Below are 16,040 nucleotides of genomic sequence, written 5' to 3'. Positions count from 1 at the left end.
TTGCTACGACGAAGCCTCCCTATTCACCATCAACTCACCGTAATTTCGTTTCTTAGAGCACGAATGGTGATATGACCAGTATTCATCCCAGTCTCCACTGGAGTTTATTGAGCGAAGCTTCAGAATGGCTTCCGCGCCTTGCAGGCTCCATCGTGCGCCTGTTATATCAAGACGGTCATTTATCAAATGTCGGCAAGCGCCTTCAATCACTCCGCTGGCAATAGGAAAGCCTGAGCGTAGCGCCTTATCGTAGCAAAGCCGGTCTCTGTTTTTTTGCAGATAGCTAGCACATTTATCAATAGCTTCCCGATTCTTCAATTTTCGTTTCGTGGCACTTTGCTTTATGCCCCTGGCTACCCGACCCGACTGCCCATGAAGAATTTTCAGTGCTTGCTGCTCAACCCATTTCTCAATAGATTTATCACCTTTATCATGCAGACAATGAGCGGCTTTCCACAGATATTCCAGCACATGAATGAAGTCCATTATGATGCTGGTTTTGACCTGTTTTCTGCGGGCAACTCTTTCAATCATTTTCAGTTGATGCGGATGCCCATCGACCACGACAACCCATTGTCGTTTTCGTTCCGGGTCACGCTTGAGAGCCTCATCAAAGGCTTCTTCGATGACTGTTTCTCCGTCCCTCTCAACACTGGCCCAAACCCTCTTGTTGCGTATTGGAGGTCGAAATTTGACGACATTGTCCGCTTTCTTTTCAGAGTTCATGATGGACTCTGGTGAGCGTGGGTTTGCCCGCACAGTGTAAACAGTCGCCACCATAGCCATACGCTTCCGGTCTTTCTTTTCTCCCGGACTTAAACGTGTCTGACATTTTTTCTTGCTTTTCTCTGCATTCTTGCGGGTCGCTTCCCTTAACCCATCTGGCAACATGACCAGACCTTTCCCGTCAAAGCTCAGAACCAATAGGTCATCTGTTTGCTCATCTTCTATGGTTCGTTGTTCATAGAATTCGACAAAATCCTGAGCTGTGCCTTCAACCAGCTTTATTGTCTGGTACTTGCCAACTATGCCGGGGCAATTTTCACGATGCCGTTTGACGACATTGTCATAAGAACGATCAATAGCATCCGTGACCACACGCTTGCGTACACCATCAGAATATTGGTCGTTATTAAGGTTGAGCCCGGCATCCAGTGGGAATTCGTTGGAGACATTGCGCTGGCTATAAGCAAACCGTTTGACCGTTACCTTGCCAAACACCGTGGTGAGAACCCGGCTGGTATTTTGACGAATATGGTTACGAGGTATGCCGTCAGCGGGAGTGACAGACACTGCTCTTTCTTCATCTTCAGCCTGTTTATCGAGATAGCCCTGAAACATTAGCCGAAGCAGCTCGTCCCCATTGGTTCGAATGTACTCTTCAGTTGTGCCATGTTCCTGCAGGCAGGCAGATTCGAGGTGGCGGATCATGCTATTAAAGTGATCCTGTGCAGGAGAAAAAAATTGAAAGTCGAGAGTATTGGCGTAAGATGCGTTCACAAAGGGCTGCTTTTCCGGTGTTATTTGTTTGGCGACGTTATATCACCACGAAACAGCCCTTTTTTCTTTGCTCTCAGTCGTCAAAGTGGTTGGTTTTGCTGGGGTAGAGCGTCGTAGCAAATGAACCGCACCCATGTATCTTGGAAAAAAATCACTCAATAATTCTTTATATTTCTGGCTAAGTTCAATTTCACCTGTTTTGAAAAGTACATCAGGTGATTTAAAGATAAAGGTTAACGTATCCTCTTCTATCTCAGCATCCCAACGGTTTAAATCATCCACAAACTCCGTTTTTAGTGCTTGATAAATAGCCACCTGATTTTCCTGATAGGCAACAGCCACCTGTTTTATCTTGTCCCTTTCAAGAATCGCACTTCTCATCAGGGCAATGGATATAAAAAGAAAAATCATCATCAGGCCAGCCATCAAATCGGATACTGACAGCCAGTGATTTTCCTCTTGTTCATCGTGAACTGAAAGGAATTTATTATTCATTATCAAAACCTACGTCCATTTATGTCATTGATAACTTTTTCCATTTCATCAACAAGGATTTTATAGTCTTGCGTAAACTTTTCTACAATGGTGGCTAAGTGCCCTCCCATCACTTCCAATGCTCTTTTAAGCTCCTTTTCCATTGATTCATCAAGCATTTCTATTTTTTTAATTACTGCTTTAGCTGTATCTTTTAGAATTTTTTCAATTAGTTTTTCAAGTCCATCAAATGCCTGATCAGTCTTCTCTTGATGCTCTTTGATTTGTCTGTCTATTGAATCCTTCATTACATCAGTTATATTTTTACATTCACTAATCAATAGTTTTGATGCCTTTTCAGTTTCAGCATTCAGAGCGTTACAAGCTTCTTTGTAAGATTTTAGGAAGTCTGTTGCGCCAACATTCAAAGCACTTGTAAACTCTTGCGCAGCAGAAACGCAACCTTGCTTGAGTGCGTCAGCTCCTTCACCAGATTTTAGTGATATATTGTTTCCTGATTCCGTACACTTACTTGAGAATTCCTTAGCTGCAGTTTCTACCGTATTGAGCAAGCTGGCACCAGCAGTAGTGCATTCCCTATTTAATACTTCTGCCCCCTGCGTTACTTTTTCAATCAGCTGAGTACCAGCATCTTCGCAACTACCGAATAACTCATTACCTGCATCTTTTGCCTTTTCAACTAATGTGCTGCCAGAAGTAGTGCAAGCTTGATTTATCGCTTCAGCTCCTTCTTTTACTTTTGCTGATAACTCTGTACCCGCTTCTGTACAGCTTCCATTAAATTCCTTTCCAGCCTGCTCCATTTTTTTGGCCAGCTCAGTACCTGAAGTACTACACGCACCACTCAAAGCCTCTGCCCCAGAAGTCACCTTATCAAACAGTTCTTGGCATCCTTGCTTGATACTTCCTGCCCCTTCATTCGCAGCATTTTTAAGCATTCCGGAACCTTCAGAACAGCTTTGTTCGATTTGAGTGCTACCGTCTTCCAGCACTTTCGCCAAACGGGTACTTCCATCCTGCAGTTTATCGAGCTGTTCACCAATAACAGGGATCGCCTCAGCCGCCTTCTCCCTTATTGTGGCGAAGGCACCAAAACTGGTTTCCAACTCTTCGTTCTGTTCTTGGTTTTTGTTGATCAGCGTGGACAGACTTTCCATTGTTTCAGGTATTTTCTGACATTCAGAACCAATTTTCTCCACCGCACCCTGAGTTTTCGTGATTGCCGTTACACCCTGGTCATACTGCACTTTCATCTCTGCAAGTTGATGACGGTAATCTTCCTGCCAGGTAACCAATTCTTTGACTGCATCATTGAGCTGGCTGAAGTTATCACCAAATTGATCCACAAGATTCTGGTTAAACTCTTTGACGGTCTGTTTCAATGCTTCCATAACCTGCTCAGTCGCAGACTTAGACAGCAAATCACCAAAGTTCTGCAACGCTACCCACAGTTTCGACTGAAACTCACCAAAAGCTTCCTCTTGCCGGGTTGCTGTAGTATTTAACCTGTCAACAGCTTTGGCTGTCAGCTTCAGGTGCATGTCAACTGTCCTGTGATTGTCTGCAAGATCCGTCCTTAATTGTTTGAACTGTCCCATCAAATTGTCATCACCATCTCCAGCAATAGACTTTCTCAATAAATCTATGCCCGAAGACTGGTTCCGCATCTCGTTCAAGAGATCAGCAGCTCCTACTTCATCCGGATTTTTTTCCTCAGCAACCGGTGAATTGAAAACCCCGGACGAGACTACGCCTTTGTATAAAATGGAAAGAAACATTCCCCCAAGGCTGGTTATAAAGGCCGTCTTCAGCCCCTCAAGAAGTGGCCCGATACTGCTATCCAAATCTTCAGGGTTGAAGTCAAGAAGCCCGGTCACAATGCCTGTGAAAGTTCCCAGCATTCCCAGTGATGTCAGCAACGTAGGGGTATATTGAGTAAATGCCTGATGTTTGTTCTGCCGCTTCCAGAACAAAGAGAGAAGAAAAACACCTATCAGAACATAGATAAAATACTCAGTGATCTGGCTGGTAGGAATAGTTTTGATAAAGTCTTCAATCGCTGTCGAAATCAAAATGAACATCTCCGATGCGTAAGGTTATTTTTGTATTGAGAAAGCAGTTCCTTCGTTCCAAAAAAAAGAATAGCTCAAATTTAAGTGTTCATTAGAAATTAAAAACAGAGTTCAGTTTCATTATTGCCCAGCCAGCTATACACACAAAACCCTCTACTTCCCTACCACTTCACGCCAACACTCGACCTGCTGCCACCAGATAACCCTCTTAGCAACTTACCGAAACCCTCTCAGCCATTGACCCACCTCAATATTTTTCTCAATACACCCACAAACCCGGATCACCCTCGTATTTTCACCAATACACACCCCGCACCCCGTCCGCAATAATTTGCAACCATTACGAAATTTCATGAATATTTTACTTTTTATTCCAAGACAGGACTGAACACCGCATGGATGTAAACCATCCCACAGAAGAGATTTTTACTATCAAAGAGCTGGCGGATTACCTCAAGGTCAACGAAAGAACCCTTTACAAACTGGCGACCGACGGCTCCCTCCCTGCTTTTAAAGTGGGTGGTTCCTGGCGCTTCCAGCGTGCGTCCATTCAGAAATGGATTGAGCAACAGACAGCGCAACAACACTAAGCATCAGGAACAATTCGTCAGGAAGCACAATGTCACTCACTCCCCATCAGGCGAAATATTTCGCTTACGAGCTCACCAAAAAGTGTTCTTCCGTCAGCATGGAAAAGCTGGCTGGCGCACTGCTGGACGCACAGGTGGACCTCAACCCCCATCAGGTCGAAGCTGCGCTGTTCGCCTTTAAGTCACCCCTGTCCAATGGCGCGATACTGGCTGATGAGGTAGGGCTGGGCAAAACCATTGAAGCCGGGCTCGTACTCAGCCAGAAATGGGCAGAGAACAAGCGCAAAATCCTGATTATCACCCCTGCCAGCCTGCGCAAACAGTGGAACCAGGAACTTCAGGAAAAGTTCTTCCTGCCGTCCATGCTGCTGGAAAGCAAAAGCTACAAACAGGCGCAGAAGCAGGGACAGTCCAACCCGTTTGAACAGCCGGAAATCATCATCTGTTCCTACCAGTTCGCTGCCCGAATGGCAGAAGAGCTGATGCTGGTACGCTGGGATTTAGTGGTCATGGACGAAGCCCACCGTCTGCGGAATGTGTATAAATCCAGCAACAAAACCGGCAGAGCCTTACGAACTGCGCTCACCAACGTACCCAAAATTCTGCTGACGGCGACTCCCCTGCAAAACAGCCTTCTGGAACTGTACGGGCTGGTCAGTTTTATCGACGAATACGCTTTCGGTGATGAAAAGAGCTTCCGCGCCAAATACGCCCGGCTGGGTTCCGATGCCTGCTTTGAAGAACTGAAGCAACGCCTGAAACCCATCTGTCACCGCACCCTGCGTCGACAGGTACTGGAGTACGTACCTTACACCAACCGCACACCCCTCACCCAGGAGTTTACGCCCACCGACGAAGAGCAGGACCTGTACGATATGGTGTCGGAATATTTAACCCGCCCCAATCTTCAGGCTCTGCCCTCGGTCAGCGCAAACTGATGACGCTGGTGATGCGCAAGCTGCTGGCGTCCTCCACCTTTGCGATTGCGGGAGCCCTTGACTCACTGGCGGGCAAACTGCAACGGCAACTCAATGACAACCAGCGTCTGGTGCACCGCATGGATGAGCTAGGCAGTGATTTCGAACTGCTGGACGAACTGGAAGATGACTGGAGCGTTGATCAGGCTGAACAGGAAGCCCTGACTCCCGAAGACATCTCTGCCATTGAGCGGGAAATTGACGACCTTGAAGTCTTTCGGGATCTGGCCGTTTCCATCTGCGAAAACGCCAAGGGTGAAGCCCTGCTCGAAGCCCTGGAAGCCGGATTTGCCAAGGCAAAAGAACTGGGCGCTTCCGACAAGGCGATTATTTTCACGGAATCCCGACGCACCCAGGATTACCTGGTGCGCCTGCTCAGTGACAACGGTTATGCCGACCAGCTGGTGCTATTCAACGGCAGCAACAGCGATGAGCAGTCCCGACAGCTCTACAAAGACTGGCAACAGGCGCACATGGGCACCGATAAAATCACCGGTTCCCGCACTGCCGATATGCGCGCCGCACTGGTGGATCACTTTAAAAACGATGCCCGCATTATGATCGCCACCGAAGCCGCTGCCGAGGGCATCAACCTGCAATTCTGTTCTCTGGTGGTGAATTACGACCTGCCCTGGAACCCGCAGCGTATTGAACAGCGCATTGGCCGCTGTCACCGTTATGGTCAGAAGCACGATGTGGTGGTGATTAACTTCCTGAACAAAGCCAATGCCGCTGACCAGCGGGTGTTTGAGCTTCTGTCAGAAAAATTCTCCCTGTTCAGCGGGGTATTCGGTGCCAGCGATGAAGTACTGGGAACCATTGAGGGCGGCATCGACTTTGAAAAACGTATTGTTGATATCTACCAGAACTGCCGGACGCCCGCTGCCATAGAAGCAGAATTCAAACAGCTGCGCACCGAGCTGGACAGCCAGATCAGCACCGCCATGCAGCGTACCCGGCAGCAGTTGCTGGAAAACTTCGATGCCGAAGTTCACGACAAACTGCGGGTCAACCTGAAGGAAAGCCAGCACTACCTGGACCGATACAGCGCTCTGCTCTGGGAACTGACCCGCTACGGTTTGCAGCAATACGCCCGCTTCACGCCCAACAGCTACCAGTTCACCCTGCAACAAAGCCCCCGCGGCGGGCTGAACATTGAAACCGGCACTTACCAGCTGGGCAAAAACGTAGAAGAGGCTCACACCTACCGGCTGGGGCACCCTCTGGCGCAGCACGTTATCGAACATTGCAAACGGCTGGAAACACCGCCTGCCAGTCTGGTGTTTGACTACAGCAACCACCCGCAAAACAGCGTGGCGCTGGAACCACTGGCAGGAAAAAGCGGCAGCTTACTGTGTCGGCACCTGACCATAGCCGGGGCCGAGCAGGAAGATTTTTTACTGCTGGCAGGCTTTACCGACCAGGGTGATAACGTATCCGCCGACACCTTTGTGCGATTGCTGAACCTTCCCGCTGAAGAGTCGGGCCAGAGCATCGGTGCCGGGGCACAGGAACAGCTGAATCAGGCCCTGGAACAACTCAAGGGCAACACTCTGCAGGAAGTTGAACAGCGTTACGGGGAGTGGTTCGAACAGGAAATGGAGAAGCTGGACCGCTGGGCAGACGACAAGCGCCGTGGATTAAAAGACCAGCTGAAAAAACTGGATGACGAACTGAAAGAGCTGAAAAAGCAGGGTCGTCAGGCATCGAGCATGCCCGCCAAACTGAAGCTGCAACGTCAGGCCCGCCAGCTGGAAAGCAAACGGGACAGCGCATGGCGTGAATACGACAGCGAATCCCGGGGCATTGAACAACGCAAAGACCATCTGCTCGATCAGGTGGAAGAACGTCTGCAAATGGCTGTTGAAGAGACCGAACTGTTCCGGATACGCTGGAAAGTGAAGTAACCGGCTGTTTTAACGCTTTTTAAACTCTTTTTTAAGTGAAACCGGGCAAGTAAGCCTGAAAGGACAAGCACGGATATGTTAGAGCGCAATCCCAACATTAATGACGAAATGGAAATGCCACCTCGTATGGCACTGGAATCCATGGACATTGCGGAAGAAAAACGGCAGCAACTGAAACAGCTGTTCCCGGAAGTGTTCAACGAAGACAAAGTGGATTTTGAGCAACTTCAGCGGGTACTGGGCGAATCCATCGACACCGGCAGGGAACGCTATGGCCTCACCTGGCCGGGCAAGGCGGACTGCATGAAGGTGATTCAGGAACCTTCCCGCGCCACCCTGAAGCCATGTCGGGAAGAGTCGGTGAATTTTGACAACACCGAAAATCTGTTTATCGAAGGCGATAACCTGGAAGTCCTGAAGTTGTTGCAGAAAAGCTACTTCGGCAAGGTGAAGATGATCTACATCGACCCGCCTTACAACACGGGCAAGGAGTTTATCTACCCGGATAACTATCAGGAAACCATTGAGACCTATATGGCTTATGCGGGTCTGGTAGACGACGAAGGCAGGAAGTTCTCCACCAATGCCACTACCGAAGGTCGCTTTCACTCCAAGTGGCTGAATATGATGTATCCACGGCTTTATCTGGCGAAGAATTTGTTGCGGGAAGATGGGGTTATTTTTATTTCTATTGATGATAATGAAGTAGAGAACTTGCGCCGGATTTGTAATGAGATTTTTGGTGAAGAAAATTTCATTTCTCAACTGGTATGGGAAAAGAAAAAAAAGGGTGCTTTTTTATCTGGTGCTGCAACCAATATTAAAGAATATGTATTAGTTTGTTCAAAAAACAAACGGGAATTTAATGGATTAATTGGTGAAATTGCAAGAAACAAGGAGACATATCCAGTTATAAAAACAACCAACACTAGGGGTGTAAGAACTATAAAAAAGGGAATACCAAGCAAGTTCCGCGAAAAAAATCATACCGTTAAATCAGGTAGTAGAATAAGCTCTGGAAATATGGAGATGATACTCCTATCCGATATGATTATTCGCAATGGGATATTACAAGAAGATGTTAAAGTCGAGAGCAACTGGATTTATTCTCAGGAGCTTTTAGATAAGTACTCAAATGATAAAAGCTTATATGTTACTCAAGACCTTTATTTTAGGCGCGTAGTATCTGAACCCCGTTTAAAAATGTTAAAAGATTGTAACTGCTCATATTCCATTGGCAAGAACCGTTTCCTGATAGCCTGATGCCTTCAGGATGAGATGCCCCAGCTGCGGAATCAGATTGGTTCCAGTCAGCCTGTCCCTGAGATAGTTGGCAAAGGACACCCCGTGTTGTTTACAGGTCTTTTTCAAACTGGCAAAGGTGTCGCGGCATTTCCTCCCAAGTTTACTCCGGGTACCACCGCTAACCTTTCGCCGTTTCACATACTCTCTGATCTGCCTCTCGCTCAGGTTGTTGTGCAGTGGCAGCCACGGATACTCAAGAACCAATAACAGCTCTTCCCTGACAACCATCAGTTTGCCCAACTCAGCCTGCAAGGCAGGGTAGTCAACCCGCTGTGTTACCCAACGATCAAACTCCTGGTAGAGCTTCTGTTTCTCCTTGTCCGTTGGTTTTTTCTGGTAGGCCTCAATGTCGTCGTAGAGGCACCAGTACTGATCCTGCACGGTGTCACGGGCGGCTCGTTCCAGGTCATTGGCCGGTATCAGCTTGTCCATGTTTCTTCCCGCATGGTACCAACACAGCGAATGCTGAAAGGCTGTATCAAACTGCCGGGCTCCATCGCTATGGATAATCAGGTTCTCAAGGCGATGATTGAGCATCAATGCGGCCTTTAAAACACCCTCTGTCGCCCAGCGCCTTTGTTGCGGGGCAGCACAACCAATGCTGTTAAGGAAGCTCTCCCACTCTTCTTCTGTTGAGAAACGCTTCTCGCCGCATTCGGATAGCGCAGTGATCCACTTCTTCGACACATCAACCTGATTCTCCATGTAGTCAATGGCAACGTCGTTGAGAAGATAAAGCCGCTGCTGCCCTTGCAGACAGCCCAGGAAATTAATCCTGCTCTTACTGTCGCTGCTATGGAAGTAGGAAAAATAAGGGTTGCCGATAAACAGGCAGTAGCCGTTTTTTCCTTGGTGGCGAGCACCTGTGTCGTCGGCCTGGAGATAATCAGAGCAAGTCAGCCCTGCTTCCAGCAATTCTTCTTTTTCCTGGTGGAAAATATCATGGCCTTTCGTCAGGATGTTGCTCAGGGAACCTTCTGATATTGAGCATCCATGGTCGTGCAGCCAAGATAGCAGTAGTGGCTGTGTCGTACTGCATGAATGATAAAAATCCAGCAGATGGGCTTTCAGGTTGTCGCCAAAACGGTCTTTCACATGATCAGGTAGCGGGGCTGACACCCCGCCTTCCGGAGTTGTGTAATACTCACGCCTGTAGCGAGTAGTGACAAAACGCAAGTCCAGCTCAGTATGGAAAAAGTCGATATAGCACTTGAAGCGCCAGTTCTCACCGGGAGCAGCGATTGAACAGATTTCCTCTCGGTCAACAGTCATTGGTGGTGCAGCGGTTTCACCGGCTTCTTGTGATCGTGGTCGTTTACTTTTCGGCGGACGATCAGTGTCACTTTTCCCGGCAGCCTGATCAGTGTCTTCCGCAGAAGAGCTGTCTTCCTGATCATCGCCCTTGTCCGAGACATTAGGCCTGATTTTAGGCTTGCCCTTGTGCTTCTTCAGGTGGCGAATTTCTGCTCGAAGCTGTTCGTTCTCTTCGACCAGCTGTTCGATCTGAACGCGCTGCCTTTCAATTTGCACAGATTGCTTCTCGACCGTGTCGAGAAGGTTTTTGACGAATGAACGCAACTGTTCATTGTCTGTACTGGAGAATAGTGAGTCAGGCAGGTGCATACGGTGAAATATACGAAAGATCAGGATAACTTTCTTTGACCTGTAGAGGTTGATTTGCCAGTCAATTTTGAGCAGTTACAAAAGATTTACTTCCCATGAAAGGTACGGAATCAACAGGGACAAGCTTTTTACATTCAGACGATCTTTTTGCAGATGGCTGGGGAACAAATGAAGACGGTTTCGATGAGCTGCATGATCTTTTAGGTGTTCAGAACTTGATGAGTTTCCCAAAACCTAGCAAACTAATCTCAAAGCTAACTCTAGCTGCTTGTCGATTTGATACAGAGTCGATAGTTCTAGATTTCTTCGCTGGCTCCGCTACAACCGCACACTCATTGTATTCACTTAACGCTAAAGATGGCGGTAAACGGAAGTTTATCATGGTTCAACTTCCTGAGCCCTGCGATGATAGTACATCAGCTAAGAAAGCAGGCTACAACACAATTGCAGAAATTGGAAAAGAGCGAATCCGACGTTCAGCCATTAAGATTGCAGAAGAAATTGAAAAAAAAGATCAAATTGATTTAGGCTTCCGTGTCTACAAACTCGACAAATCCCACTTCAACCAATGGCAAAGCGAAGTAGAACCCGGCAATGTCGAGCAGCTCCAGGCCAATCTGGAGCTGCACTCCAGCCATATCGCTCAGGAAACCCAACAGGAAGACCTGCTATACGAACTGCTGCTGAAAGCCGGTTTTGAACTAACCGAATCCATCGAACAGAAAACCTTTGGCAACCAGAGGGCGTTCTCCATTGCCGAAGATGCCTTGCTGATCTGTCTGGAAGACCGTATTGAGCCAGAAACCGTGGAAGCCATGGTGGCCGCCGAGCCTGCGGAAATCATCGTCAAAGACAGCGCCTTTGCTGGCAACGACCAGCTGAAGGTGAACGCGGTACAAACGGTAAAGGCTTACAACCAGAACAGTGAAACCGATATTGTCTTCAAGGTGGTTTAAGGCATTCAGGGAAGAGCAATCATGAAATTAAAATTCGATGCGTCCCTGGGCTACCAGCAGGACGCCATTCAGTCGGTGGTCGGCTTGTTCAAAGGCCAGCCGCTGGCACGCAGTACCTTTGAAGTCACCATGGGCGCAGGCGGCAACACCGGCAGCCAGATGAGCCTGGGCGAGGGTCTGGAAGGGGTTCCAGCTATTGCCAACCAGCTGACGCTTCAAAACGACAAACTGCTGGAAAACCTGCACCCCATTCAGGAGAAAAACGATATTCCTGCCATTCCCGAGCTGGCTGGCAGGCACTTCTCCGTGGAAATGGAAACCGGAACCGGTAAAACCTACGTTTACCTGCGCACCCTGTTTGAACTGAACAAGTCTTACGGCTTTACCAAGTTCATCATCGTGGTGCCCAGTGTGCCGGTGCGGGAAGGAGTGCTGACAAGCATTAAGGTGATGAAAGACCACTTCCGGACATTGTACGACAATGTACCGTTCAACCACTTTGTTTACGATTCCACCGAACTGAACCAGGTGCGGGAGTTCGCCACCTCTAACCAGTTGCAGATTATGGTGATGAACATTCAGGCCTTCGATAAAGCCAGCGCCATTATGCACAAGGACCGGGATGACCTGTCCGGCTATCGGCCTATCGACTTTATCAGTGCCACCAACCCCATTGTGATGATTGACGAGCCGCAATCGGTGGAAGGCGACACCCTCAAGGGGAGCACCAAGCGTTCCGAAGCCCTGGAAAGCCTGAAACCCATGCTTACCCTGCGCTATTCCGCGACGCACTTCAACAAGCACAACCTGCTTTACAAGCTCGACCCGGTTCAAGCCTTTGACCTGAAGCTGGTCAAGCGCATTGAAGTAGCCAGCCTGCGGGAAGAAGAGAGCTTTAACAGTGCCTATGTGAAACTGCTGAAAGTGGATCACAGCAAGGGCATCAAGGCACAGGTCGAGATCAACGCCCAACAAGGCAACACACAGAAACGCAAAAAGGTCTGGGTGAAAAAGGGGGATGACCTGTACCTGAAGTCTGGCGATGCGAAGAAAAGCCTCTTCTGGGTATTCCAGCGCATTCGGCCACCCATTCCGGTAACATCCGGCCACCTGTTCCAGTGTATCCGGCCACCCCTTTTCGGAGCGTAGCGACGCATCGGATAGCAGCTTAGGACGTAAGTTCTGACTTTGCCAGTTTTGACTGTTTCTTGCGCAGGGAGTCACCCTTAAGTGGCACCCGGTGAGCGTTGTGAATCAGCCTGTCCAGAATGGCATCTGCCAGTGTTGGATCACCGATCAATTCATGCCAGTGATCTACCGGCATCTGACTGGTGACCAGGGTGCTTTTTACATTGTGCCGGTCTTCTACTATTTCCAACAGGTCACGCCGCTGGCTTTCTGTCAGAGGTGATAGACCCCAGTCGTCTAAAAGAAGAAGGTCAGTTTTTGCCAGTGCTGTCATCAGTTTCACATAGCGACCGTCAGCCCTTGCCAGGTTCAGATCTTGCAGTAATCTCGGCAGCCTGAGGTACTGCACTGTGTACCCATCCCGGCAGGCCTTCTGTGCCATTGCACAGGCCAGCCAGGTTTTTCCTACACCCGTCGGCCCTGTAATGACCTGAATTCAAGTCATAAGTGCATAACCCATGACTTTTCTTGCATCTATTCCAGTTGACTCTTTAAATGCCTCATAAGGAGTCTTGTAGCCCAGGCACTTTCTTGGCCTGTTGTTCAGCTTATCCACTGCAATGATGACATCTTTTTCTGTCACGCCATTAAGCTCCATCGACTTGGGGAAATACTGCCTTAGCAAACCATTAGCATTCTCATTCTGGCCTCTTTCCCAAGAATGGTAGGGGGCAGCAAAGTAGCTGTCACATTTTAAAGCTTTGGCAATTGATTCATGCTGAACAAACTCCTTTCCATTGTCGTATGTTATTGTCTTTACAAACCTTTTCAGAGGCTTGAGTACGTCAATTATTCCCTGTTTAACCGCTTTTGCCTTCTTGCCTGGTAGAGGGACAGCAAGGCGAAGCTTGGTTTTTCGTTCATCTAATGTAGCGATGGCTCCTTTATGATTTTTACCTATTACAGTATCAGCTTCCCAGTCACCAACTCGCTCTCTGTTGTTGACCACTTCGGGGCGTTCTTCAATGCCAACCCGATTTGGTATACCGGTTCGGTTATGAGCTGAACCGTATCGCTTTCGATAAGTTTTTTTCTGGTGCCTCAAGTGCTTATAGAGCGAGCCTCCGCGCCGTTTATCATCCGCTACAAATTGATAAATCGTCTCATGATGCAGCTTGATTACACCGTCCTTTTCAAGCCTTCCAGCCACTTGTTCAGGACTCCAATCTGAACGGATATCGTTTGAAATACGTTGTTTAATGTCGTCTGTCAGCTTAATAGCTTTTGGCTTATCTTTGTGCCGCTGCCGAGCTGTGCGATTAGCCTGTTGGTGCCTGTACCCTCTTTGCCCTTTATTGCGGTTTACTTCTCGCGACACGGTAGGCTGTGAACGGCCAAGCTTTTTAGCAATTTTGTTTTGTGAAGTCCCATTTTTGAGTTCAGTTTCGATATAATATCTCTCTTCAGAGCTCAGGTGTGTATAGGCCATCCTTGGCTTCCTCTGTATGGTTTGGTTGCTTTACAGAATACCCCTGAGTTCTGATTCACTTCAAAGGTTCTGAAACAATCCTCTGGTTACAGAGGTTATGCACTTATGATACGAATTCAGGTGATCACGTTCTGATGCTCCCGTATCCAGTGGCTGGATAACAACTGCTGTATCTGGTCTCGTTTAAGACCACGGGGGTGACGATAGTCTATGTCTTCCATGCAGGCATCATGACGTAGTCGTGCTTTTTTAAGCCGTGTTTTTAAACGCCGGTTATCCCTTGCGGTCATCTCACGGTCAATCATTAAGCCGAGCCGTTCATCGAACGACAACTGCTCTATATCCGGACTTTTAAGCTGCTCATCTAATGCTTCGAGCATACCGGTAAGTTTCAGAACCTGAAGCTTTTCCATCGTAGGGTTCATTAACATTTTTATTCTCCTGCCGTCGTTAGTTAAAGTAGTCTGAACCCCGAAGGTTCTCGTGCTCATCAGGCAACACCGTCTCTGGCTCCAGTTCCGGAAGCGGTTGCTGATCGAGGTTGTGCTTCAGGATTGACTCTATGCTCCGGTAAGTGCAGGTTTCTGCATAAAGTGCACGACGACAGGCGTTTTCAAGTCGGTCGTTACCGTAGCCTTTGGCTAAACGGATGATGCCCTGACAACTTCGGTAACTCAGCTCAGGATAACGCCGTGTTGCAAGGACGCGTTGGATGACGGCTGCGGTTTCAGGTCCGATTTTTGCCGCCCAGCTTTGCATTCGTTCTGGTGTCCACTCGGCATATTTACGGTGCTTTTCCGGCATGTGGCTGGCTTGAGTAGTATGCCTGCCCTTATGCTGCGAACGGCGGTGGCTGGCGACTCTCTGCCCCTTATAGAAGCACTCAATCGTCTGACTGGTCATGCGTACACTTAATTGCTTTTTGACCAGCTGATAAGGGACTGAGTAGTAGTGTTTGTCGACCTCTACGTGGTAGTCAATATGTACTCGTGCCTCCTTCCATTCTGCGTATTGATAACGCATTTCAGGCAGTGGGCGCAGTGAAGGCTTATCGAGAGAATCAAACAATGAACGACGACTACCGGACAGTTTCTGGAACGGTTGGTTATTCAGTTCTGTCAGTAACCCTGCAATAGCCTCATTGAGTGAAGCCAGGGAGAAGAATGTCTGGTGGCGTAAACGCGCCAGTATCCACCGTTCAACTATCTGAACAGCAGACTCGACCTTACCTTTATCTTTTGGAGATCGGACCCGGGCGGGTACGACAGCGACATTATAATGTTCGGCCAGGTCTTGATAAGTAGGATTGATCTCAGGCTCATAACGATGAGGATGCTTCACGCCACTTTTCAGGTTATCCGGCACCAGGTTATTGGGTACTCCACCCAGGTATTCAAAGGTACGCACGTGAGAGCCTATCCAGTCTGGCAAAGACTGAGATAATGTAGCTTCTACATAGGTGTAACTGGAGGCACCAAGCGTCGCAATAAACACCTGCGCCTGCTGAACCTCTCCTGTGTGCTGATTAACGACAGGAACCGTCTGTCCGGCGTAATCGATGAACAGCTTGTCGCCTGCAATATGATTTTGGCGCATAACAACATCAAGGTGCGTTCGCCACTCTCTATAGCGGTCACTGAACCAACTGTACTGATAGCCTTCAGGATGGTTGGTCTTGTATTCCTGCCAGAGCACCATAAGGGTGACACCGGGCTTGCGAAGTTCCTGATGAATTTCGCTCCAGTCTGGCAAGGCCAGTTGGCGCTTTGAAGCAGGTGGCTGAACGGGAAACAGTTGTTGATCCAGTGTCGTCTCATCCAGATTAGATGACAAAGGCCATTCCAGCCCGGAGGCAGCAAACCGGTTAAGGTAATCACTGACGGTTGCTCTGGAAATATTGCAGCTACTGGCAATCTTCCGGATGCTGAGTTGGTGCTCGAATTTGAGCCTGAGTACTTCACGAATTTTGCGCATGGGCAGTCTCTTCATGATGCTATC

At 48.4% G+C, this 16,040-nt stretch carries 12 protein-coding genes and 2 pseudogenes; 6 read left to right on the top strand and 8 right to left on the bottom strand.

Annotated features, from left to right (window positions below):
* Positions 1 to 3: 3 nt before the first annotated feature.
* From NX722_RS26070 to NX722_RS26060, 3 genes are read right to left on the bottom strand one after another with little or no spacing between them, the layout of a single operon-like run.
* Positions 4 to 1,500: an ISKra4 family transposase gene (locus NX722_RS26070; protein ID WP_262563767.1), complete on the bottom strand. Its 1,497-nt coding sequence runs from the start codon at positions 1,498 to 1,500 to the stop codon at positions 4 to 6.
* 42 nt (positions 1,501 to 1,542) lie between these two features.
* Complete coding sequence (locus NX722_RS26065; protein WP_262565754.1) at positions 1,543 to 1,995, bottom strand: hypothetical protein; 453 nt, start codon at positions 1,993 to 1,995, stop codon at positions 1,543 to 1,545.
* Positions 1,996 to 1,997: 2 nt separating this feature from the next.
* Positions 1,998 to 4,067 carry a hypothetical protein gene (locus NX722_RS26060; protein WP_262565753.1) on the bottom strand — a complete coding sequence of 690 codons (2,070 nt, stop codon included), beginning with the start codon at positions 4,065 to 4,067 and terminating at the stop codon, positions 1,998 to 2,000.
* 395 nt (positions 4,068 to 4,462) lie between these two features.
* Between NX722_RS26060 and NX722_RS26055 the strand changes: the two genes are divergently transcribed.
* From NX722_RS26055 to NX722_RS26040, 4 genes are all read left to right on the top strand, one after another.
* Positions 4,463 to 4,657: a helix-turn-helix domain-containing protein gene (locus tag NX722_RS26055; RefSeq protein WP_262565752.1), complete on the top strand. Its 195-nt coding sequence runs from the start codon at positions 4,463 to 4,465 to the stop codon at positions 4,655 to 4,657.
* Between the two features lie 29 nt (positions 4,658 to 4,686).
* On the top strand, positions 4,687 to 5,595 hold the full coding sequence (locus NX722_RS26050) for a DEAD/DEAH box helicase (RefSeq protein ID WP_262565751.1): 909 nt from the start codon (positions 4,687 to 4,689) through the stop codon (positions 5,593 to 5,595).
* Positions 5,595 to 7,541, top strand: a complete 1,947-nt coding sequence (locus tag NX722_RS26045; RefSeq protein WP_262565750.1) for a helicase-related protein — start codon at positions 5,595 to 5,597, stop codon at positions 7,539 to 7,541. The genes NX722_RS26050 and NX722_RS26045 overlap by 1 nt, the downstream gene beginning before the upstream one ends.
* A 75-nt stretch (positions 7,542 to 7,616) precedes the next feature.
* The gene (locus NX722_RS26040) at positions 7,617 to 8,804 is read left to right on the top strand and encodes a site-specific DNA-methyltransferase (protein ID WP_262565749.1); all 1,188 of its coding nucleotides are present in this window, start codon (positions 7,617 to 7,619) and stop codon (positions 8,802 to 8,804) included.
* On the opposite strand, the gene NX722_RS26035 is transcribed toward NX722_RS26040, so the two are convergent.
* Entirely contained in the window at positions 8,766 to 10,469 is a 1,704-nt protein-coding gene (locus NX722_RS26035; RefSeq protein WP_262563696.1) for an IS66 family transposase, read from the bottom strand. The two genes, NX722_RS26040 and NX722_RS26035, sit on opposite strands and share 39 nt — an antisense overlap.
* 380 nt (positions 10,470 to 10,849) lie before the next feature.
* On the opposite strand from NX722_RS26035, the gene NX722_RS26030 reads away from it, so the two are divergent.
* Together NX722_RS26030 and NX722_RS26025 are read left to right on the top strand one after the other, a co-directional pair.
* Positions 10,850 to 11,425 carry a hypothetical protein gene (locus tag NX722_RS26030; RefSeq protein ID WP_262565748.1) on the top strand — a complete coding sequence of 192 codons (576 nt, stop codon included), beginning with the start codon at positions 10,850 to 10,852 and terminating at the stop codon, positions 11,423 to 11,425.
* Between the two features lie 21 nt (positions 11,426 to 11,446).
* On the top strand, positions 11,447 to 12,574 hold the full coding sequence (locus NX722_RS26025) for a DEAD/DEAH box helicase family protein (RefSeq protein WP_262565747.1): 1,128 nt from the start codon (positions 11,447 to 11,449) through the stop codon (positions 12,572 to 12,574).
* A gap of 19 nt (positions 12,575 to 12,593) precedes the next feature.
* Here NX722_RS26025 and NX722_RS26020 read toward each other — a convergent pair.
* From NX722_RS26020 to istA, 4 genes and pseudogenes are all read right to left on the bottom strand, one after another.
* A pseudogene (locus tag NX722_RS26020) lies at positions 12,594 to 13,043 on the bottom strand (ATP-binding protein); the annotation flags it as partial.
* Between the two features lie 6 nt (positions 13,044 to 13,049).
* Positions 13,050 to 14,042, bottom strand: a complete 993-nt coding sequence (locus tag NX722_RS26015) for an IS30 family transposase (RefSeq protein ID WP_262563592.1) — start codon at positions 14,040 to 14,042, stop codon at positions 13,050 to 13,052.
* Between the two features lie 122 nt (positions 14,043 to 14,164).
* Positions 14,165 to 14,473: pseudogene (locus tag NX722_RS26010) on the bottom strand (ATP-binding protein); the annotation flags it as partial.
* 19 nt (positions 14,474 to 14,492) lie between these two features.
* Positions 14,493 to 16,031 (bottom strand): IS21 family transposase, encoded by a 1,539-nt coding sequence (gene istA, locus NX722_RS26005; protein ID WP_262564276.1) that lies wholly within the window; start codon positions 16,029 to 16,031, stop codon positions 14,493 to 14,495.
* Positions 16,032 to 16,040 lie beyond the last annotated feature (9 nt).

The sequence above is a fragment of the Endozoicomonas gorgoniicola genome (genome assembly GCF_025562715.2).
Classification (GTDB): Bacteria; Pseudomonadota; Gammaproteobacteria; order Pseudomonadales; family Endozoicomonadaceae; genus Endozoicomonas_A; species Endozoicomonas_A gorgoniicola.
The sequence above is the reverse complement of the archived record's forward strand: the minus strand, read 5'-3'. Positions and strand labels throughout refer to the sequence as shown.